The sequence below is a fragment of the Mesorhizobium sp. SP-1A genome (genome assembly GCF_032460275.1).
GTDB lineage: Bacteria > Pseudomonadota > Alphaproteobacteria > Rhizobiales > Rhizobiaceae > Mesorhizobium.
On the sequence record NZ_JAVXZD010000001.1, the window covers coordinates 356585 to 377304 of the forward strand.

Consider the following 20720-nt stretch of genomic DNA (forward strand, 5'->3'; position numbering starts at 1 on the left):
CTATGAGACGTTTTGCCACTTTTTTCCACTTAGCCTCGCCGTCCTGCCGCACATGTCGACGCTGATCCTCATTCCCGCCCGCATGGCTTCCACGCGCCTGCCTGGCAAGCCGCTGGCCGATATCGCCGGAGCCCCCATGATCGTCCATGTGGCGCGCCGTGCCGCCGAGAGCGGTCTGGGCCGGGTCGTCGTCGCGACGGACACGTCGGCGGTGGCCGAGGCGGTGCGGGCGGCAGGTTTCGAGGCGGCGATGACGCGCGCCGATCACGAATCGGGTTCCGACCGCATCTTCGAGGCTCTGACGGCCATCGATCCGGATGGCAGCGTGGATACGGTCGTCAACGTGCAGGGCGACCTGCCGACCATCGAGCCGGAACTTATAGGCGCGGCTCTGAAGCCTTTCGAGGATCCGGCGGTAGACATCGCAACGCTGGGCGTGGAGATTACGCGCGACGAGGAAAAGACCAACCCCAACGTGGTCAAGATCGTCGGCTCGCCCCGTTCGCAAACCCGGCTCAGGGCGCTTTATTTCACGCGCGCCACCGCACCCTGGGGCGAGGGGCCGCTCTATCATCATATCGGGCTCTACGCCTATCGCCGCGCCGCGCTGGAACGGTTCGTGACGCTGAAGCCCTCGCCGCTGGAAAAGCGCGAGCGTCTGGAGCAGTTGCGCGCGCTGGAAGCCGGCATGCGTATCGATGCAGAGATCGTGCGTTCCGTTCCGCTCGGCGTCGACACGCCCGAGGATCTCGAACGTGCGCGACAAATCCTATCGAACCGGGGCAGGGCCTGAGCATGGCGGAAAAGACCAACAGAATTGCCTTCCAGGGCGAGCCGGGCGCCAATTCCGACACCGCCTGCCGCAACGTCTACCCGTCCATGGAGCCGCTGCCCCGGCCGACCTTCGAGGATGCCTTCAACGCGGTCGAGACCGGCAAGGCCGACCTCGCCATGATCCCGATCGAGAACACCATCGCCGGGCGGGTGGCCGACATCCACTACCTGCTGCCGGAATCGAAGCTGCACATCGTGGGCGAATATTTCCTGCCCATCCACTTCCAACTCATGGTGCTGCCCGGCGTGAGGCGCGAGGAGATCAAAAGCGTCCACAGCCATATCCACGCGCTTGGCCAGTGCCGCAAATACATCCGCAAGAACGGCTGGAAGCCTATCGTGGCTGGCGACACCGCGGGCGCCGCCAAGCTGGTGGCGGAGGAGGGGGACCGCACCATGGCCGCGCTCGCGCCCGAACTCGCCGCCTCGCTCTATGGGCTCGACATCATCGAGGAGAATGTCGAGGACACCGAGGATAACATCACCCGCTTCGTCGTGCTTTCCAAAGGCAAGGACTGGGCCGAACGTCGGGACCCGGCGGTGAAGATGATGACCACCTTCGTGTTCAGGGTGCGCAACGTTCCGGCCGCGCTCTACAAGGCCATGGGCGGGTTCGCCACCAACGGCGTCAACATGACCAAGCTGGAGAGCTACCAGCTGGGCGGCGAGTTCACCGCCACGCAGTTCTACGCCGATGTCGAAGGCCATCCGGACGATGCGCCCGTGGCGCGCGCGCTGGAGGAATTGCGCTTCTTTTCGCGCGAGGTGCGCATCCTGGGCGTCTATCGCGCCAGCGATTTCCGCGAGGGACGCAAACAGGTGGAAGCCTGAGGCCCGCCTCGACAGGCAAACTTCCGGAATATGTGCAAAGCGCGTCGGCGAACCTGAAAGGTTGCGACGCGCTTCTGGAGCAATCGCCGGTCGGCGATGTGGTTGGCTTCAGGCCCGCGGCCGGGCCCATTCGGCGGCGAAATTGGAGGCCGCCCGGTCGATCGCTTCCTCGGCAAGGATGCCCTTGTTGTGGGCGAAACGTTCGAAGGCGCGCCGCGCCTCTTCGGCGGTACGGCCGCCATTGAGCGCCTTGCGGCAGGTTTCGAGTGCGCCGTCGCGATCCATGTCCGGGATTCCGCTCCATTCCAGAAGCAGGCGATAGGCGTCGAGCACTCCCGTAACCTCGTGCGGAAAGCCCAGTCCGACGAAAACCGATACAGGCTTGGCGAACTTGGAATCAGTCATGAAATCGCACTCCTTTCATGGGGTCGTGGGAAGCTCCTTGCAGCGCAGGAAACGGGCGACAGCTTGATCGGGTCCGTCACAAATGAAGAAAGATGGCGACGCGTTTGTGAGGTCATGACCGATCATCGCCTGCGCCGGCCGCCGGCGCCATGGCGCCGGAGGGCTTGGATGCATCATCAAAAGGGAGAAGGCGCGCGGCGCGCTGGTACCGCGAACGGTCGGAAACTTGTGGCTCTGAAACGGCAGCTATCCGGCTTCGGGCCGCTCCCTGCCTGTTGATTTTGCTTTGGCATATTTGCGCGACGCCGGGCGATGCCGCCTCGGTTGCGAAAATGGGCTAGAAGGAGTCGATCCAAATCGTCGCGCCCAGCGCCAGAAGCATGGGTACGACCACGATCAGTAAATCTTGCACGCGCGAATCCCAGGGCTGTAAGCCCCCGCTCTTGCGACGATCTCAGGCCTTTATTGCTTTTTTATGAACGGTTTTGTGGCCAGCCTGCTGCCGCGCCGAAATGCAAGCGCCTGTTTTCGTGTGAAGTATGGTGCGGCGCGCCGCACGCCCGATCCGGCGGCGCCGTTCATGGCAGGCATGTGCCGACGATGGAATCCGGTGTGCCCTGACACAAGCCCGCGCTGTCCCGCCCTGCGCGGATGCAGGCTTGTCCCGCCTCATTTTCGTCGTTCAAGCGCCGATCTGACGCGCAAGTTCCGCGATCTCGGCGGCTGAGAGAACGATGTCGTAGCGATAGCTCGAATTGTCCCGATAGCGTGATTTCTTGTGCAGCGATTCGGCGGTGACCGAGATGGCGATCCCTTCCGGACCGAAGCTTATCGCATCGCCGCCGAGTTCCTTGTCGAAGATGATCCTGTTGGCTCCCTCGCGCTTGGCGGGTCTCACTCTCATACGCATCTCTATCCCCGTTGTTCGACGCGGTTGAACTGGACGATGCGGGATCGGGATAGGATGGAATGGATATAGCCGAGCCCGCGCGCAAACGATGAGCTTGCGTTCAGGCCCAGGCCGGATGAACTGCCCCCACGGGATGAGGGCCCACGTACATCTGAGCGGGCGAATTTTCCGCTCGAACGGCCAGTTTGTCAACTAGCGGTAGTTTAACGCTTTCTCAGGTTGCATCCTGCTCGCCTGGGTTGCCGGCGGCTTGCCCGCAAGAATGGCCGGGACGTGCCTGTGCCCATCGCGGTCTGGAGCATTGTGGGAAATCTGGTGCCGCTTGCGTGACTCGAACACGCGACCCTCGCATTACGAATGCGATGCTCTACCAACTGAGCTAAAGCGGCCCGGGCAGGCTGGAACCCGCCAGAATGCGGCGGTGATAGACGCAACCCCGCGCGAATTCAAGATGGTTTTCTGCGATTTGCGCGCAACCGCGCGCGGCTCGCCGTGACGGGCCGGCGGATCTCGAGACAAGAAAGCGGTAGAAAAACCGCCGCTTGCATGTCTGGAGCGGCATGAATGATGCGCGGCCCGTTGATTGACGGCGTGGCTGCGGCTAACCATCATGCAACCTGGCCGTCGCGCGAAAGGGGATCTCGTTTGGACGCGATCGAAAAAGCGATCCGCAACGCTTTCGAAAAGGGCAACGCCGACGATCGCGCCTTTCGCGAGAAGGTCTATCGCTCGGCCTTCGCCGCGCTCGATCGGGCGCTGATGGCCAATCCCGGCGTCACCGTCGAAGCGGCGATCAAGCGGCGCAAGGCCATGCAGGCCAAGATCGCCGAGATCGAATCGGAATTCCTGCCGGCGGTGGGGCCGTCGCCGGAAGCCTCCGCCGACGATGCGCCGGCCGTTGAGCCGGCGGGCGGCGGTTCCGGAGCGATGCCGCCGCGTGAGCGCACGGCACAGATGCCGACGCTGGACGGGGAGCGCGAGTCGGCCAGGGCCGATGCGCCGGCATCCGGCGTCCTGCCCGTTGTGCCCGACATCATGCCGGACCGGACGCCGCCCGGTCCCGCGCCCGACGAGATCGCCGAGGTGGCGCCCGACCGCGATGCCCGGCGCATCCACGGTCGCCGGCTGCCGCTTACCGCCATTTTCTTCGGCGTGACCCTGCTTGCCGCCATAGGCATCGGCCTGTGGTGGGCCACGCAGACCGGCGCGTTCAAGACGCTGGAGGAACTCGGCCAGCCGCCGTCGCCGACGCCGACCGTGGAAGGCGACGACTATTCGCCGGACCAGAATGCCTCGGCGCCCCTCAGGCCCGGCGAGGCAGACCAGGACCGCAACTGGATCAACGTGTTCTCGCCGGACGACCCGGCGGCCGTCACCGCGCCCTCCGACGCCAAGGCGCAGGTGATGAAGGACGATACCGGCTCCTTCCTGCGCATCCAGTCGGGCGCTTCGGGTTCGGCGGTCAGCTTCGACGTCGGCCAGGGCGTGCTTGAACAGCTCGTCGGCAAGCACGCCATCTTCGACATCATCGCCCGCGCCGAGGACGGCAAGGACACGCAGATGTCGGTGGACTGCAATTTCGGCGAACTGGGTGATTGCGGGCGCAAGCGCTACGCGGTCGGCCACGAGCGCAACGAATATCTGTTCGAGGTCGAGTTTCCCAAAAAGCAGCCGGGCGCCGCCGGCACGATCGCCGTCAATTCCGACTTCGACAAGCAGGGCAAGTCGGTGGACATCTATTCGATCCGGGTGTCGGTGCAGCAATAGCACCGGGCCGTTCTACTCGTCGAGCAGCGCCTGCAGCGTCTCGATGCGGTCGGCCTCGGCGGCCGGCTTGTCCCAGCGCAGCCGCGAGATGCGCGGAAAGCGCATCGCGACGCCGGACTTGTGCCGCGTCGAGCGGTTGAGCCCCTCGAAGGCAACCTCGAGCACGAGCCCGCTGCGCCGGTCGGCGCGCACCGAACGCACCGGGCCGAAACGCTCGACGGTGTTGTCGCGCACATATTTGTCGATCTGGCGCAGTTCCTCGTCGGTGAAGCCGAAATAGGCCTTGCCCACCGGCACCAGTTCCTCCGCGCCCTCCGGTCCAGACCAGACGCCGAACGTATAGTCGGAATAGAAGCTGGAGCGCTTGCCGTGGCCGCGCTGGGCATACATCAGCACCGCGTCCACCGTATGTGGGTCGCGCTTCCACTTGAACCATGGCCCTTTCGGCCGGCCGGCGAGATAGGGTGAATCCCAGCGTTTCAGCATCACCCCTTCGATGATGGGATGCGGCGGCGCCGAGCGCAAAGCCTCCAGATCGCCCCACGCGCTGAAATTCACCAGCGGCGACAGGTCGAAGCGCATGGGATCGAGCTTCTGCGCGAAGTCGCGGAGCCTTTCCCGGCGTTCGCGGAAGGGCAGGCCGCGCACATCCTCTCCCTCGACCTGCAACAGGTCGTAGCAGCGCACGAAGGCGGGATATTGCTCCTGGATCTTCGGTGAAACCGTCTTGCGGTTCAGCCGCTGCTGCAGGTCGGAGAAGGTGCCGGTCGCCGACGGCGTTCCCACCAGAAGCTCCCCGTCCAGCACGGCATCGAAATCCACTGCGGCGAAGAGATCGGGAAAGGCGCCGGACACGTCGTCGCCGGTGCGCGAATAGAGCCGGCGCACACCACCCTCCGATGCTACCTGTACGCGGATGCCGTCCCATTTCCATTCGGCCGCATAATCGGCAGGGTCGAGCTTTTCCAGGTCGCCGTCGCCGATCGGGTTGGCCAGCATCACCGGCCGGAACAGCGCTTTGGCGGCGCGCTCCGGCTTGGGCGCGCGGCCCTCCAGCCAGGCGAACAATTCCGTATAGGGCGGCTCCAACCCATGCCACAGTTCTTCGATCTCGGACACCTCGACCGGTCCGAGATCGGCCAGGGCCTGCTTGGCGAGGCGGGCGGAGACGCCGATGCGCAGCCCGCCGGTCACCAGCTTGATGATGGCGAAGCGGGCGGGGATGGTGGCGTTGTCGAGCAGGCCGGCCAGCACGGCAGGCCCGTCGGAGCGGCTCGCCGCCTGAAGCTTTGCCACCACCTCGGCCAGCGTCATGTGGTGCCCGGCAGGAGGGTCGACCGGCGCCGGCCACACCAGCGAGACGGTCTCGGCGAGATCGCCGACATAGTCGTAGGAATAGTTGAACAGCACCGGGTCCATGCGCTCCGCCACCAGCACCCGCAGCATTGCCGGCTTCACCGCCGCGATCGACAGGTCGCCGGTGATGGCGGCCAGCGCAAGGCCGCGATCGGGATCTTCGGTCTCGCGAAGATAGTCGGTCAGCAGCCGCAGCTTGCCGTTGCGCGAGGGCGTCAGCACGAGGCGGTCGAGCAGTTCAGCGAAACGGTTCATGGCAAATATGCCTCGCCACTTCGCCGTGGTTCGCCACTTGTTGCGTCCCCTCGGGCCAGAAGGGGTGGGGGAAAGCGATCGCGCGGCGGTCGTGGCGCATCAATCTCCCTCGTCCTCGTAGCCGACCAGATGCAGCGGGCGGGCGGCGATGCCTTGCAGTTCGCACCAGCGCACCAGCGCCTCCTCGCGCCCATGCGTGCCCCAGACTTCCGAAGCGCCGGTCTCGGTGATGGTGGCGCAAAGCTCGTCCCAGTCGCAATGGTCGGAAATGATCAGCGGCAGTTCCACGCCCCGCTGCTTCGCCCGCTGCCGGATTCGCATCCAGCCGGAGGCGAAGCAGGCGATGGGATCGGGAAAGCGCCGCGCCCAGCGGTCGGAGAAGGCGGCTGGCGGGCCGATCACCACGGCGCCGGCAAACTCGCGCTTCGTTCCGGTCTCGACCGTGGCCGGTTCCAGTTCGCCGAGGTCCACGCCGCGTTGCCGGTAATAGTCGCTGATCTTCGACAGGGCGCCATGGACGTGGATCGGCTTGTCGTAGCCGGCCCCGCGCAGCAGCTTCATCACGCGCTGCGCCTTGCCGAGCGCATAGGCGCCGACGAGATGCGTGCGCTCGGGAAACTGCGCGACCGATTTCAGCAGCCGCGCGATCTCCTCCTGCGGCGGGGGATGGCGGAAAACCGGCAGGGCGAAGGTCGCCTCGGTGATGAACACGTCGCACGGCACCACCTCGAACGGTGCGCAGGTGGCATCGGGCGTGCGCTTGTAGTCGCCCGAGGCGACGATGCGGAGCCCGTCCCGCTCCACGGCGATCTGGGCCGAGCCGAGCACGTGTCCGGCCGGGTGGAAGGTGACGGCGACGCCGTCCAGCATGATGGTTTCACCAAGCGCGGCGGCCTGTGTGGAGCCGGCGAAATCCTCGCCATAGCGCAGCCCCATGATGTCGAGCGTCTCGCGCGTCGCCAGCACCGCGCCGTGGCCGGCGCGGGCATGGTCGGAATGGCCGTGGGTGATCAGCGCGCGTGCGACCGGCCGCACCGGATCGATGAAGAAATCGCCGGGCGGACAGTAAAGACCTTCGGGGCGGGGGCAGAGCAGGTCGCGGGCACGCATCACCGAAAGATAGGTTTTTTCCGTGCCGCGTGAAGCCCGTTGAAAAGCGCGTGGTTCTGGATCATAGGAAGCGTCCCGGCGATCCCCGCCGGCGGAACCCATCGACATGAAACCGCTCCAGGCCTCGTCCGGCGACGTGATCGCCGACCGTCGCGCCGACTACGCGGAAATGCTGTTCGCAACCGGCGATCTCGCCGCCGCCGTCGAACTGATGCAGGGCGCGCTGGAACTGGCGCCGCATTGGGTGTTCGGCTGGTTCCGGCTGGGCGAGATGCAGGAGGCGTTGGGCGATGTGGACGGGGCGGCGGCGGCCTGGACGCGCGTGCTCGAGCTGGAGCCGGCGGACCGTCCCGGCGCAACTTTGCGGCTCGTGCTGATCGGTCGCGCTCCGCCGGCGGATGCCGCGCCGAGCGCCTTCGTGGAAGCGTTGTTCGATCAGTATGCCGGCACTTTCGACACGTCCTTGGTCGGCAAGCTTGGCTACAGCGCGCCCGATCACCTGCTGGAAGCGATCCGCGCGCAGGGCGAGCGGCGCTTCGGCTTGGCGCTCGATCTCGGTTGCGGCACCGGCCTGATGGGAGAGAAGCTGCGCCCTCACGTCGGGCGGCTGGAAGGCTACGACCTGTCGGCCGGCATGCTGCGCAAGGCGGCCGAAAAGGGCATCTACGACCACCTCGGCAAGGCCGACCTTTCGGCCTTTTCCTATGAGGGGCCGAAGGCTGACCTCGTCGTTGCCGCCGATGTGCTGATCTATCTGGGAGCGCTGGACAAGGTGATGGCCACCGCCGCCGGTCTTCTGGAGGAGGGCGGTCTGCTCGCCTTCACGCTGGAGAAGCTGGCCGGCGACGGCGACTTCGCGCTTCAGCCCTCGCGCCGCTACGCGCATTCGCAAAACTATGTCCGGCGTCTGCTGGAAGCCAACGGACTGTCGCTTCTGTCCCTGGAGGAAAGGATCCTGCGGCAGGATCGCGGCGAGCCGATCGTCGGGCTGGTCGTAGTTGCGAGGCGATAGCCGATCCCCTTTTGTTCTATATTTCGCTTGGCGATCAAGCCATGCCGCGCTACCTCTGGTGCGTGACCGCGAAGCCTAGCCCAGTCGGCGAAACCGATACCGCAGAAACCGCCGCCGTGCTTTTGCCCGAACCGTTCGTCAAATGGTTTGCGCAGAAGGGCTGGTCGCCGCGCGCCCACCAGATCGAACTTCTGGCGCGCGCGCAGGCCGGGCAATCGACGCTGCTGATCGCGCCGACCGGCGCCGGCAAGACGCTTGCCGGCTTCCTGCCGACGCTGACGGAACTGGCGGCACGACCGAAACGCAAGCCGGGCGAAGCGCGTCGCGGGGTCCACACGCTCTACATCTCGCCGCTCAAGGCGCTGGCGGTGGACATCGAGCGCAATCTCGGCAAGCCGGTCGCCGAGATCGGCCTGCCCATAACCATCGAGACGCGCACCGGCGACACCCCGGCACACAAGCGCCAGCGCCAGAAGCTGGCGCCGCCCGACATTTTGCTGACCACGCCGGAGCAACTTGCGCTGCTGATCGCAGGCTCGGACGCGAAGCGCTTCTTCGAGGACCTGCGCTATGTGATCTTCGACGAACTTCATTCGCTGGTCACCTCCAAGCGGGGGCACCTGCTTTCGCTTGGCCTGGCAAGGTTGCGCAGTTTCGTTCCGGGCCTGCGCGCCATTGGCTTGTCCGCAACCGTGGCCGAACCGGACGAGCTGCGCCGCTGGCTGGTTTCGCAGAACGCGGCCAACCACATTGCAGGCCTGGTGACCGTCTCAGGCGGGGCCAAGCCGGATATCTCCATCCTGGAATCGCAGGAACGCGTGCCATGGGCCGGGCATTCCGCCCGCTACGCCATTCCCGAGATCTATGAGGCGATCCGAAGGCACCGGACGACGCTGCTTTTCGTCAACACCCGCAGCCAGGCCGAGATGCTGTTCCAGGAGCTGTGGCGGGCCAACGAGGATTCGCTGCCCATCGCGCTGCATCATGGCTCGCTCGATGTCGGCCAGCGGCGGCGGGTCGAAAAGGCCATGGCCGACAATGCGCTGCGCGCGATCGTCGCCACCTCGACGCTCGACCTCGGCATCGACTGGGGCGACGTCGATCTCGTTGTCCATGTCGGCGCGCCCAAGGGGGCCAGCCGGCTGGCGCAACGCATCGGCCGCGCCAACCACCGCATGGACGAGCCTTCCAAGGCGATCCTCATCCCCGCCAACCGCTTCGAGGTGCTGGAATGCCGCGCCGCGCTCGACGCCAACTATCTCGGCGCGCAGGATACGCCGCCGCTGCTTGCCGGCGCGCTTGACGTGCTGGCGCAGCACGTGCTGGGCACGGCCTGCGCCGCGCCTTTCGACGCCGACCGGCTTTACCACGAGGTGCGCTCCGCCGCGCCCTATGCCGGGCTGGACCGGCACACCTTCGACCGCGTGGTCGACTTCGTCGCCACCGGCGGTTACGCCTTGCAGAATTACGAGCGCTACGCCCGCATTCGCAAGACGAAGGAGGGGCTGTGGCGGGTGACGCATCCGCGCATTGCCCAGCAATATCGGCTCAATGTCGGCACCATCGTCGAGATGCCGGAACTCAACGTGCGCTATGTGCGGCAAAGCCGGGGGATTGCCGGCCATGGCGGCCGCATATTGGGCAAGGTGGAGGAGTATTTCGCCGAGACGTTGCGTCCGGGCGACAATTTCCTGTTCGCCGGCAAGGTGCTGCGCTTCGAAGGCATACGCGAGAACGAATGCATCGTTTCGGCCGGCGGCGGGGCCCAGATCATCGTGCCGAGCTATGCCGGCGGCAAATTTCCGCTCTCCACCTATCTGGCCGACCAGGTGCGGGCCATGCTGGCCGATCCCGAGCGCTGGCGCACGCTGCCTGAGCAGGTGTCGGACTGGCTGCGGATGCAGAAGGAGAAGTCTGTCTTGCCGAAGCGCGGCGACCTTCTGGTCGAGACCTTCCCGCGCGGCGACCGCCATTTCATGGTCTGCTACCCCTTCGAGGGACGGCTGGCGCACCAGACGCTCGGCATGTTGCTCACCCGCCGGCTGGAGCGCGTGGGCGCCCGGCCGCTCGGCTTCGTCGCCACGGACTATTCGCTCGCCGTCTGGGCGCTGGACGATATGGGCGCGCTGTTCAAGGCCGGCAAGCCCTCGCTTGCGGAACTGTTCGACGAGGACATGCTGGGCGACGACCTGGAAGCCTGGCTGAACGATTCCTGGATGTTGAAGCGCATGTTCCGAACCTGCGCCGTCATCTCCGGTCTGATCGAGAAGAAATTCCCCGGCCAGGAAAAGACCGGCCGGCAGGTGACGGTCTCGGCCGACCTGATCTACGACGTGCTGCGCAGCCACGAGCCGGACCACATCCTGTTGCAGGCGACGCGCGCGGACGCAGCCGCCGGCCTGCTCGATGTCAGCAGGCTTGCCGACATGCTCTCGCGCATCCGCGGGCGAATCGTGCATAAGCATCTGGAGCAGATCTCGCCGCTCGCCGTGCCGGTGATGCTGGAGATCGGCCGCGAGTCGGTCAATGGCGACGCCAATGAGAGCCTCCTGATGGAAGCGGCCGATCTTGTCGAGGAAGCAATGGGAGCGGCCGACGATGGCGCGCCCGCGCGCAACGGACCGACCGTGATGCTGCACGGGACCGCGACGAGGCCCGGAAAGGGCGGTGTCGGCACCGCCGACTACGGGCGCCGCACCTTGAGGGACAGATGACGGTATTTCTGCGCGATATCTCGACCACGGACGCCGGCCTTGTCGGCATCGCCGGCGAGCGCGCGCTGTGCGATGCGCGCGGCGTGCTCTATTTTCCCGAATTCCGGCTTCTGGCCGTGTCGGACCTGCATCTGGAAAAAGGGTCGTCGCTCGCCCGGCGCGGCGCGCTGATCCCGCCTTACGACACGGCGGCCACCTTGCTGCGGCTGGAGGCCGCCATCGCCGACTACCGGCCCGCCATCGTGGTCAGTCTCGGCGATTCCTTCCATGACGGCGAGGGCGCGACACGCCTGCATCCGGCGTTCCGCGGACGGCTCGAGGGGCTGATGGCCGGTCGCGAGTGGTTCTGGGTGGCGGGCAATCACGATCCGGAGGCGCCCGCCGATCTTCCCGGCGAGACCGTGCAGGAACTGGCGCTCGGCGCGCTGGTCTTTCGCCACGAGCCGTCGCGGACGCCGATCGAGGGCGAGATCGCCGGCCACCTGCACCCCTGCGCGCGCATCGTGCAGCGCGGCCGCTCGGTGCGCCGCCGCTGCTTCGCGGCAGATGGCGCGCGCATGATCATGCCGGCCTTCGGCGCCTATACCGGGTCGCTCAACGTGCTGGACCGAGCCTATGCCGGCCTGTTCCGCCGCGAGAGCCTGATGGCCTACATGCTGGGGGCCGCACGGGTCTTCGCCATTTCGGGCGGCATGCTGCGGCCGGGCTGAACGACTGCCGCCTCAATCCTTGCGGAAGACGACGCGGCCGGCCCAGCCCGTGAACATGGCGAGGCCGACGGCGAGGAAGCCGAAGAAAAGCCCGTGATTGTGCGCCAGCCTGTAGACGGTCTGCTCGAAACCGGATTTGCGGATTTCGAGCTGGGCGGAATTTTCCCGCACGAAGATGCCGTTCTTGAACAGGAAGGCACGCGCCTTGTGGGTGCCGACCGGAACGTCGGGAGCCAGCCGCACGGTGGCGCGGAACAGGTTCTGCGACAGGAACTGCACGCCGCCGACATTTTCGCTGTAGAGGCCTACGGCCCCCTTGCGCTGGCGCAGCGCCGCGGTGAACTCCTCGATGGTTTTCGGGCTCTGGTCCGCTTCGGCCGGCTGAAGGTAGAGATAGGAGACGCCGAGCGAAAGCTGCTTGTAGCTGTTCGGTTCAGTGATGTCCTGGAACGGACGCGTCGTGGCGACCGAATAGGACATCGGCACGTTCTCGAACGTCTCCGACTGCATGTTGATCCACATGCCCAGCACGCGGTCCTTGCGCCGCACCACGATCGGACGGGCAGGGCCTTCCAGCACCACGATGACGTCGTAGCGGCCCTGGCGGGCGATGAGCGGATCGGTGTCGGCCAGCGCGCCGAAGATGGTGAGGTCGGTGCCGGAAAAGCCTGCGGTGATGGTGATCGTGTCGGTGGAAAGGCCGATCTGGATGCTTTCGTCGTGCGGCGACTGCGCACGGGCGGGCACGGACGCGAAGGAAAGGGCCAGCAGTGCCGCGCAGACCGCCGAACGCAGCATCAGCCCAGGCCTTCCAGCGAAAGCGAATAGCGATTGGGCGGCGTCACGAAAAGGTCGACTGCCAGCCTGAGCGCCACGGCCAGCACCAGCAGCGCCAGCAGCGCGCGCAACTGCTCGCCGCGCAGCTTCTGCCCCGCCTTGGCGCCATATTGCGCCCCGGCCACGCCGCCCACCATCAGCACGAAGGCCAGCATGATGTCCACGGTGTAGTTGGTGCTGGCGTGCACCAGCGTCGTATAGGCCGAGGTGAAGATGATCTGGAACAGCGAGGTGCCGATGACGACGTTGGTCGGCACGCGCAGCAGGTAGATCAGGGCGGGCACCATGATGAATCCGCCGCCGACGCCCATGATGGAGGAGAGGAAGCCGATCGCCGCGCCGAGCGCTATCACCGGAATGACGCTGACGAACAGCTTGGAGGCGCGGAAGCGGATCTTGAAGGGCAGGCGATGGATCCAGTTGTGCTGCCCCGGCTTCTTCAGCGCGGGAACCACGCCGCTGCGCGCGATGCGAAGCGCGTTGACGCTTTCGTAGAGCATCAGCCCGCCGACCGAGCCCAGCAGCACCACGTAGAGCAGCGAGATGAACAGGTCGAGCTGGCCGAGACTTCGCAGCAGCGCGAACACGTAGATGCCGGCGGTAGAGCCGACCACGCCGCCCGCAAGCAGCACGAAGCCCAGCTTGAAGTCGAGCGTGCCGCGCTTCATGTGCGAAAGCGCGCCCGAAAAGGACGAGGCGATGACTTGGTTTGCGCCGGTCGCCACGGCGATGGCCGGCGGGATGTTGTAGAAGATCAGCAGCGGCGTGATGAGGAAGCCGCCGCCCACGCCGAACATGCCCGACAGGAAGCCGACCGCTGCGCCCATCGCCAGGATGACGAAGACGTTGACCGAAATTTCTGCGATCGGAAGATAGATGCCCACCCGTCTGGTCTCGACCCTTGCTGCAATGAGGCGAATGCCCCCGCCACGACCTATATCACCGAAAAGCTAACCTGTTCTTGCACCGGCACCCCCGCCGGCCTGCGCCGCGGGGGTGTCGAAACACGAAAACAACTCAATCAGTTAAGGGCGAATCTAAGGCAAGGCCCCGCCGAAAGCGACGCCCGGGTCGTTATTTGCGCGCCAGCAGCGCCTGGACCAGTTGCTGGTCCACCTCGCCGGTCGCCGCCAGGCCGCTGTCGGATTGGAAGGCCATGATCGCTTTCTTGGTCTTGTCGCCCATCACGCCGTCCATGCCGCCGGCGTCATAGCCGTTCTTGTTCAGGATGCGCTGGATGTTCTGTACCGCCTTCTTCATGTCGACGCTGGCGGTGGTGGCGGGCGCATCCTCCCACGCGGCCGGGATCGCTACCTCGTTCGCGGCCTGGTCGAGCGGCTTGGCCTTCCACAGTTCGGTGGACTGGCGCGCGCGTTCGAGCTGCTCGGGACGAAGCGCCTTGGCGATTTCGTCGCGCTTGGCCGCCGCGTCCTTGTCGCCGCCCTTGGCCACCAGGGCGAACCATTTGTAGGATGCTTCCAGGTCCTGCGGCACGCCGACGCCCTTCGCGGCCAGAATGCCGAGATTGAACTGGCTGTCCTTGACGCCGAGTTCGGCCGCGCGCTGGAACCACTTTGCGGCGGACTGGTTGTCGGCGGTCCCGTCGGGACCCATGGCGAACAGCACGGCCAGATTGTGCATGGCGCTGGCGTTGCCCTGCTCGGCGGCAAGCTGGTACCAGGTCTTGGCCTTGGCGATGTCGCGCTCGCCTGCCAGACCCTTCTCGTAGAAATTGCCGATGCGGTATTCGGCTGGCGCGAAGCCCTGCTCGGCCGCTTTCTGATACCATTTGGCCGCGGTCGCCATGTCCTCCTTCACGCCGCGCGCCTCGGCATAGCGCGAGGCGATCTCGAACATCGCCTTGGCGTCGCCGCCGGCCGCCGCGTCGCGCAGCGCCGCCGGCTGGATTTCGGCCGGCACGTCGAGCCTGACGGGAGCCGCCGCTGCCGTCGGGCTGGCGGCCGGCGCCGTCTCGGCTGCGTTGTCCGTGGCCGGGTCGTTGCCGGCTTCGGAGGGTGCAGCCTCGTCCTGGGACAGGGGCGACACCGGCGTTGCGATCAGTTGCACGTTCGCCGGCTGGCTGGCCGCCGGCTGCGGATCGGCCACGGCTGCCGGTGTTGCGCCCGCAGCGGCGGCGGAGGGCGCCGGCGGGGTCGCTTCCGCCTTGGGTCCGGGCTGATTCGGTCCGCTTTGGCCGACGGTCCGGACCGGCTGCCCGGGTTGCGTGTCGGCCATTGCCGGTTCGCCGGCCTTGCCGATCGCCGCGATCTGGGCGGGATGGTCGGCGTGGGCGATCTTGGCGGTCTGCTCGACAGCCGGCTGGGCGTCGTTGACGGCAGTCCGTTCCGGGCTGGAGAGAAACGCCTTGCCGAGCTGCAGGCCGGCCAGCGCCAGCATGATCGCCGCCGCCGCCATCAGGATCGGCTTGCGCCGTGCCTTCAGCAGGTCGCCCAGGCGCAAAGCCTTGACCGGGCCGCGCACGGCGGCCTGTTTCTTCAGCGACTCGGCTTCTGCCGCAGCCGCCTGCGCCGCCCGCCGGGCGGCGGCGATGAAGTCAGCCTTGGAAGCATCGGTTTCGCTCCGCTTGGCAGGCTGGCCGCGCTCGTCGCGCACGCGCTTCATGATGGCGTTGAGGTCCGGCGCGCCCGAGCCGGGCTCGAGCGGCTGGTTGATCAGCTTCGGCTCGAGTGGTTGGTCCAGCCCCACGCTCCCCGTGTCGAGCGTCGGCTCGACGGCCGGTTCCGGCTGGGCTTCGGGCGTGCCCTTGCGCCCGCTGAAGGCGCGCGCCAGTCCGCCCAGCATGGACTTCCTGCGACCGGCCTGCTGCGCGCCGTCGGCGATGGTTTCCGTGCCGAGCGCTGCCTGCGCCGCAGCCACCGCGGCCTGTGCCGGAGTGAGCTGCATGGCGGCCGATCCCGTGGCCGCGTCGAGGGGCAATGGCTCGTCGAGCGCGATCGTCGGCGCATCCGGCACGGCGATCTTTCGCGAAACCTGTTCTTCCGGTTCGCCCGCGCCGCCTTCCAGGGATCCCAGCCGGTCGACGATCTTGAGCAACGTGTCGTGTATGGCCTCGAAGGTGCGGGCGTTGCGCTCGTCGGAACGCCGCGTCAGCGATTCCAGCGTCTTGAGGTCCTGGGCGAGGCCGGTGACGGCGGGGGCCGCCGCGGCGGACGGTCCAAGCGAGCGGACCGCGCTTTCGGCCGCCTCGCGCGCGGCTTCCAGGATGGAGCCGCGGTTTTCGGCCAGCGACTGCTCGATCTTCTCGATGCGCGGCGCGATATCCTCGAATTCGGGCAGGGGCGTCCCGGGTTTGGAAAGATGCTCGGCCAGTCCGGCAACCTGCGCCTCCAGGCTGCGGATGAGGTCGGGATCGACGTTCGCGACCTGCGTCGCGGACGTATCCAGCCGGTTGGAAATATCCTCCAGCCGGCTTTCCAGCCCGCGCAGCGCTGCCTGTCCGGCATTGTTGGAAGCGGTCGCTTCCAGGCTTTGCGCCAGGGCGGTGAAACGCGCGTCGATGGCTTCCATGAAGCCCGCGCCGTCGAACGCCGGCTCGTACATGCGGCGATCCAGCTTGTCGGCCACTTCGTCGAGACGGTGCTCGAGGTCGCGGAACAGCACGTGGCTCTGTTCCAGCACGTCCCCCTGCCTGCGCTCGATCGTGGCGGAAAGCAGTTCGAAGCGCTGCTCCAGTTCGCCGAAGATGTGCGACATGTCGGGGACGGCGGGAGCCTGGTCGACCCGCTCGGCGATCAGGGCGATCTGCCGGCCGAGGCGGTCGAGGATCTGCTCGGGCAGGTCGGCGCGTGCCGCGATGTCGTCGATGCGGCTGGAGAGGAAGGCGAGGCGCTCCAGCATCTCGCTGCCGGGCCGGTATTGCGCGACCTCCTCGATCTGCCGGGCCAATTCGGCGACGCGCTGTTCCACGCGCTCGAACGCCGTCTGGTCGGAAGTGCTGGCCTGTGCGGCCATGCTGGAGGCCACGATGGCGCGCGAGATTTCATCCAGCCGCTCGTCGATCATGGCGAAGGTGTCGCCTGCGCGACCGCCCTGCTGGGTGACGAAATGATCCACGGCGCCGGCCAGCGTGCGCATCTTTTCTTCCAGCGACCGCAGCGACAGCGATTCAGGCAGCTTGGCCAGCGTCTCGCCGATCTGGTCGATGCGTTCGGCCAGCAGGGCGATGGCGGGATCGTCGGCGCGGCGGTCGATCTTTTCGACCCGGGTCTCGAGCGCGTCCCAGCGGCGGTCGAAATCGTCCCAGCGGCGGTCGACGGCCTGCACGCTTTCCTCGCGCGCCAGCGTGTCGATGGCGGAGCGCATTTGCTCCATCTCCAGCCGCATGAGGTTGATGCCCTTGTCGTCGCTCTTTTCAGACAGGGTGCGGATGGCGCCGGACAGGCGTTCGAATTCCAGCCCGAGCGCCGCGCTGTCGCGGGCCTGGGGCGCGGAATGCATGGCGCGCTCGATGTCGCGGCGCAGGGCCTCGAACTCGCGATGCAGGCCGGCGGTCATCTGGTGGTGCAATTCCTGGCGCAGGTCGCGCAATTCACCGGCGATGCGGCTCGCCGCCGCCGTGCCGTCCTCCTGTCCGCGCATGCGGTCGAGATCGCGCGCCAGCGACTGGTAGCCTTGCTCGTAGCGCGCAGCGCCCTCGGTGGGGCGCTGAGCTGCGCGGTAGGTTTCGTAGCTGCCTTGCGGGACGCGGGGCGACTCGAAGCCTCGCATCCGCTGCTGGCCATAGGGTTCCGCGCGTGCGTAGCGGGGCTCGGCGGCGGGCGTCTCTTCACGGGGCGACCTGCCGGATAGTTCCTCGCGGCCGCGCTCCAGGCGCTGCTCCAGCGTCTCGAGCGAACGGTTCAGCTGTTCCAGCGTGGTGTACGGCTTGCGCTGCCTGCCGGCATTGAGAGTTTCGAGGTAGGACCGCTTGGTGTTCATCGACACGCCCGTTTCGAAATGGCCGGTTCCTGACCGGCTTGTCCCCAAATCCCCGTCGGGACCAAAGCGGCTGTGCCGTATGCAGCAGCGAAAGCGTGCTTCCCGGGCTGTTCACCCGCGCTCCGAGAAACCGTGAAAAATTCGATACGAGATAAACACGGGAGACCGACATGCGCACAATTCACTCATCAAGGTAAACAAGGCGTTAACCAAGCTTAAGGAGGCGCAGGAAATGGACCGGCGGGACGAAAGGGCATTTTGACGCGCAAGGCTTGCGCAAGCCCCGCCGATTGCGGTACATCCTTTACGTAAACGTAAGTGGCATCTAATGTGCCGCTTGCGGGTTTCCGTGTTGAAAACCGCGGCGCCGGGCGGTCGGACCGCCCGTAATCCAGGCGCTGCCACGTGCCCGCCGCATCTGGATGATGAAACCATGACGTCTATGACTGCTGCCGAAACCGCGGCCGACCTTACCGATTTGCCGCACAATCCCGACCAGGAGGTCTTCCGCATCGGCGAGATGGCCAAGGCCTTCGGCGTGACGCTTCGCGCGCTGCGCTTCTACGAGGACAAGGGCCTGCTCAGCCCGAAGCGCGAGGGGGCGACCCGCCTCTACAGCCGCCGCGACTGGGTGCGGCTGAAACTGATCCTGCTCGGCCGCAAGGTCGGTTTCTCGCTGCGCGACGTCAAGCAGATGCTGGACCTTTATGATCCGCGCGGCTCGAATGTCCGCCAGCTCAAGCTCGCGCTGGACAAGTCGGAAAAGCAGCTCGTTCGGCTGCGCAAGCAGCGTGAGCTGATCGATGACGCCGTCGGCGAACTGGAGAACGTCATGTCGGCGGTGCGGCACCAATTGGCCGAGCGCGGCGCGACGGGCTCGACCGCCGCGAACTGAGGCCGGCTCCGGCGGCCGGCGCTGCCGAGATCCGGGCGCGCGTCCGATCTTCCTCTTCAACTCCTTGTCCCGGATGACCGCCGTTTCGTTCCGCCGGCATCCCTTCAGGATACATCTGCCGCTTTAGTGCGATGTCCGTACCGGCGCCCGCTGAAGGGGGCGCAGCCGAGGCTTCGTCGGGATTGGTGTCGGCGCCGATAGGTGACCGGCTGCTTCGGAATTTTTCACCGCCATCAGATTGACGTTTACGCAAACGTCAATATTTGATATCCCGGCCCTCGACATCGGCCGATGCCTCGTCCACGGTGGCGGTCGCTGTCCTTGGCACCTTTGGAGGAAGACGCGATGCCGGTTTATGCAGCTCCCGTCCGGGACACGCTGTTCGTGTTGAACGAGGTTCTCGGCTACGAGCGCCACGCCAATCTTCCCGGCTTCTCCGACGCCTCCGCCGACGTGCTGGAGGCGATCCTGGCCGAAGGGGCGAAGCTGGCCGAGAACGTCATGCATCCGCTCAACCGTGTCGGCGACACGCAAGGCTGCGTGCGCAACGACGACGGCTCGGTGACGACCCCGAAGGGTTTCAAGGAGGCTTTCGACCAATACCGCGCCGGTGGCTGGATGGGGCTGGCCGCGCCGGTCGAATATGGAGGACAGGGCCTGCCTTACGTTCTCCATACGGCGGTCGGCGAATATCTTTCCTCCGCCAACATGGCGTTGATGATGTATGCCGGCCTCACGCAGGGCGCCATCGCGGCGCTCATTGCCCATGGCAGCGACGAGCAGAAGGCCGCCTGGCTGCCGAAGCTGATCGACGGGACATGGACCGGCACCATGAACCTGACCGAGCCGCATTGCGGCACCGACCTGGGCCTGCTGCGCACCAGGGCGGTGCCGAACGGCGACGGCAGCTACCGGATTTCCGGGCAGAAGATATTCATCTCCGCCGGCGAGCACGACATGGCCGACAACATCGTCCATCTGGTGCTGGCGCGCATCGAGGGCGCTCCCGCCGGCACCAAGGGCATCTCGCTGTTCATCGTGCCCAAGTACCGGCTGGACGCTTCCGGCAATCCGGGTGAGCGCAATGGCGTGTCCTGCGGCTCCATCGAAGAAAAGATGGGCATCCACGGCAACGCCACCTGCGTCATGAACTATGACGAGGCCGAGGGTTATCTGCTCGGCGAGGAGAATGGCGGCCTGAGGGCCATGTTCACCATGATGAACGAGGCGCGGCTCGGCGTCGGCCTGCAGGGCCTTTCGATGGGCGAGGTGGCCAGCCAGAACGCGGTTTCCTATGCGAAGGAGCGCCTGCAGGGCCGCTCCCTGTCCGGGCCGAAGGCGCCCGAAAAGCCGGCCGATCCGATCATCGTCCATCCCGACATCCGTCGCGGCCTGATGACGATGCGTGCCTTCAACGAGGCCGGGCGCGCGCTGGTGCTGTGGACGGCGCTGAAGTCGGACGTGGCGCATCGCTCCGGCGACGACAAGGACCGCCAGGCGGCCGACGACCACATGGGCCTGATGACGCCGATCGTGAAGGGCGTGCTCACCGATAAGGGCTTCGAGCATGCGGTGATGGCGCAGCAGGTGTTCGGCGGCCACGGCTATATCGAAGAGCATGGCATGAGCCAGTTCGTGCGTGATGCCCGCATCGCCATGATCTACGAGGGCGCCAACGGCATCCAGGCGCTCGACCTGGTCGGGCGCAAGCTCGCCATGAACGGCGGCCGCGCCGTGCAGGCCTTCTTCAAGGAGGTCGGCGACTTCTGCGAGGAGCATCGATCTGACGAGAAGATGGCGCCCTTCACCAAGGCCGTGAAGAAAGGGCTTAACGACCTGCAGGCGGCGACGCTTTGGCTGATGCAGAACGCCATGCAGAAGCCCGACAATGCAGGTGCTGCCTCGACCGACTACCTGCATCTCTTCGGGCTGGTGGCGCTGGGCTACATGTGGGCCCGCATGGCGAAGGCCGCGCAGGACAAACTCTCCGACGGCGCCGGCGACGATGCCGCCTTCTACGAGGCGAAGCTGGTCACCGCGCGCTTCTTCATAGAGCGCGTCATGCCCGAAACCGCCGCCCACCTGGCCCGCATCGCGTCCGGCGCCGACAGCATGATGGCGCTGCCAGTGGAGGCGTTCTAGGCTA

At 66.4% G+C, this 20720-nt stretch carries 15 protein-coding genes and 1 tRNA gene; 8 read left to right on the forward strand and 8 right to left on the reverse strand.

Annotated elements, in window-relative coordinates; all coding sequences use genetic code 11:
* The first annotated feature begins 52 nt into the window (after window positions 1–52).
* Complete coding sequence (locus QU595_RS01680; protein ID WP_315918537.1) at window positions 53–793, forward strand: 3-deoxy-manno-octulosonate cytidylyltransferase; 741 nt, start codon at window positions 53–55, stop codon at window positions 791–793.
* Between the two features lie 2 nt (window positions 794–795).
* Window positions 796–1665, forward strand: coding sequence for a prephenate dehydratase (locus QU595_RS01685; RefSeq protein WP_315918539.1), 870 nt, complete (start codon window positions 796–798; stop codon window positions 1663–1665).
* Between the two features lie 108 nt (window positions 1666–1773).
* Here the strand turns inward: QU595_RS01685 and QU595_RS01690 are convergent, their stop codons facing one another.
* The 3 genes from QU595_RS01690 to QU595_RS01700 form a co-directional block, all read right to left on the reverse strand.
* A complete protein-coding gene (locus QU595_RS01690; protein ID WP_315918541.1) occupies window positions 1774–2070 on the reverse strand; it encodes a DUF982 domain-containing protein in 297 nt (98 codons plus the stop codon).
* Between the two features lie 682 nt (window positions 2071–2752).
* Complete coding sequence (locus QU595_RS01695) at window positions 2753–2974, reverse strand: hypothetical protein (protein ID WP_315918543.1); 222 nt, start codon at window positions 2972–2974, stop codon at window positions 2753–2755.
* Window positions 2975–3293: 319 nt separating this feature from the next.
* Window positions 3294–3369 (reverse strand) — tRNA-Thr (locus QU595_RS01700).
* Between the two features lie 256 nt (window positions 3370–3625).
* On the opposite strand from QU595_RS01700, the gene QU595_RS01705 reads away from it, so the two are divergent.
* Window positions 3626–4747, forward strand: a complete 1122-nt coding sequence (locus QU595_RS01705) for a hypothetical protein (RefSeq protein ID WP_315918544.1) — start codon at window positions 3626–3628, stop codon at window positions 4745–4747.
* Between the two features lie 12 nt (window positions 4748–4759).
* Here the strand turns inward: QU595_RS01705 and QU595_RS01710 are convergent, their stop codons facing one another.
* Entirely contained in the window at window positions 4760–6358 is a 1599-nt protein-coding gene (locus tag QU595_RS01710) for a cisplatin damage response ATP-dependent DNA ligase (protein ID WP_315918546.1), read from the reverse strand.
* Window positions 6359–6457: 99 nt separating this feature from the next.
* Window positions 6458–7468 (reverse strand): ligase-associated DNA damage response exonuclease, encoded by a 1011-nt coding sequence (locus QU595_RS01715; RefSeq protein WP_315920650.1) that lies wholly within the window; start codon window positions 7466–7468, stop codon window positions 6458–6460.
* A 106-nt stretch (window positions 7469–7574) separates the two neighbouring features.
* Here QU595_RS01715 and QU595_RS01720 point away from each other — a divergent pair, with 106 nt between their 5' ends.
* From QU595_RS01720 to pdeM, 3 genes are read left to right on the forward strand one after another with little or no spacing between them, the layout of a single operon-like run.
* Window positions 7575–8480, forward strand: coding sequence for a methyltransferase (locus tag QU595_RS01720; protein ID WP_315918548.1), 906 nt, complete (start codon window positions 7575–7577; stop codon window positions 8478–8480).
* Window positions 8481–8521: 41 nt separating this feature from the next.
* The gene (locus tag QU595_RS01725; protein ID WP_315918549.1) at window positions 8522–11194 is read left to right on the forward strand and encodes a ligase-associated DNA damage response DEXH box helicase; all 2673 of its coding nucleotides are present in this window, start codon (window positions 8522–8524) and stop codon (window positions 11192–11194) included.
* Entirely contained in the window at window positions 11191–11904 is a 714-nt protein-coding gene (gene pdeM / locus QU595_RS01730) for a ligase-associated DNA damage response endonuclease PdeM (RefSeq protein WP_315918551.1), read from the forward strand. Before QU595_RS01725 ends, pdeM begins: the two co-directional genes overlap by 4 nt.
* A gap of 12 nt (window positions 11905–11916) precedes the next feature.
* On the opposite strand, the gene QU595_RS01735 is transcribed toward pdeM, so the two are convergent.
* The 3 genes from QU595_RS01735 to QU595_RS01745 form a co-directional block, all read right to left on the reverse strand.
* Window positions 11917–12702 (reverse strand): TIGR02186 family protein, encoded by a 786-nt coding sequence (locus tag QU595_RS01735; RefSeq protein WP_315918552.1) that lies wholly within the window; start codon window positions 12700–12702, stop codon window positions 11917–11919.
* Window positions 12702–13625 carry a sulfite exporter TauE/SafE family protein gene (locus tag QU595_RS01740; RefSeq protein ID WP_315918554.1) on the reverse strand — a complete coding sequence of 308 codons (924 nt, stop codon included), beginning with the start codon at window positions 13623–13625 and terminating at the stop codon, window positions 12702–12704. Before QU595_RS01740 ends, QU595_RS01735 begins: the two co-directional genes overlap by 1 nt.
* 190 nt (window positions 13626–13815) lie before the next feature.
* Window positions 13816–17679: a peptidoglycan-binding protein gene (locus QU595_RS01745; RefSeq protein ID WP_315918555.1), complete on the reverse strand. Its 3864-nt coding sequence runs from the start codon at window positions 17677–17679 to the stop codon at window positions 13816–13818.
* Between the two features lie 433 nt (window positions 17680–18112).
* Here QU595_RS01745 and QU595_RS01750 point away from each other — a divergent pair, with 433 nt between their 5' ends.
* Window positions 18113–18574, forward strand: a complete 462-nt coding sequence (locus tag QU595_RS01750; RefSeq protein WP_315918556.1) for a MerR family DNA-binding transcriptional regulator — start codon at window positions 18113–18115, stop codon at window positions 18572–18574.
* Between the two features lie 345 nt (window positions 18575–18919).
* Window positions 18920–20716: an acyl-CoA dehydrogenase C-terminal domain-containing protein gene (locus QU595_RS01755; RefSeq protein ID WP_315918557.1), complete on the forward strand. Its 1797-nt coding sequence runs from the start codon at window positions 18920–18922 to the stop codon at window positions 20714–20716.
* The last annotated feature ends 4 nt before the right edge of the window (window positions 20717–20720 follow it).

Excerpts from the sequence above, each read along its gene's own strand:
- QU595_RS01745 (WP_315918555.1), bottom strand. The coding sequence starts at position 17,679 with ATGAACACCAAGCGGTCCTACCTCGAAACTCTCAATGCCGGCAGGCAG.
- QU595_RS01680 (WP_315918537.1), top strand. The coding sequence starts at position 53 with ATGTCGACGCTGATCCTCATTCCCGCCCGCATGGCTTCCACGCGCCTG.
- QU595_RS01690 (WP_315918541.1), bottom strand. The coding sequence starts at position 2,070 with ATGACTGATTCCAAGTTCGCCAAGCCTGTATCGGTTTTCGTCGGACTG.
- QU595_RS01725 (WP_315918549.1), top strand. The coding sequence starts at position 8,522 with ATGCCGCGCTACCTCTGGTGCGTGACCGCGAAGCCTAGCCCAGTCGGC.
- QU595_RS01750 (WP_315918556.1), top strand. The coding sequence starts at position 18,113 with ATGACGTCTATGACTGCTGCCGAAACCGCGGCCGACCTTACCGATTTG.
- QU595_RS01710 (WP_315918546.1), bottom strand. The coding sequence starts at position 6,358 with ATGAACCGTTTCGCTGAACTGCTCGACCGCCTCGTGCTGACGCCCTCG.
- QU595_RS01720 (WP_315918548.1), top strand. The coding sequence starts at position 7,575 with ATGAAACCGCTCCAGGCCTCGTCCGGCGACGTGATCGCCGACCGTCGC.
- QU595_RS01695 (WP_315918543.1), bottom strand. The coding sequence starts at position 2,974 with ATGAGAGTGAGACCCGCCAAGCGCGAGGGAGCCAACAGGATCATCTTC.
- QU595_RS01685 (WP_315918539.1), top strand. The coding sequence starts at position 796 with ATGGCGGAAAAGACCAACAGAATTGCCTTCCAGGGCGAGCCGGGCGCC.
- QU595_RS01735 (WP_315918552.1), bottom strand. The coding sequence starts at position 12,702 with ATGCTGCGTTCGGCGGTCTGCGCGGCACTGCTGGCCCTTTCCTTCGCG.
- pdeM (WP_315918551.1), top strand. The coding sequence starts at position 11,191 with ATGACGGTATTTCTGCGCGATATCTCGACCACGGACGCCGGCCTTGTC.
- QU595_RS01755 (WP_315918557.1), top strand. The coding sequence starts at position 18,920 with ATGCCGGTTTATGCAGCTCCCGTCCGGGACACGCTGTTCGTGTTGAAC.
- QU595_RS01715 (WP_315920650.1), bottom strand. The coding sequence starts at position 7,468 with ATGCGTGCCCGCGACCTGCTCTGCCCCCGCCCCGAAGGTCTTTACTGT.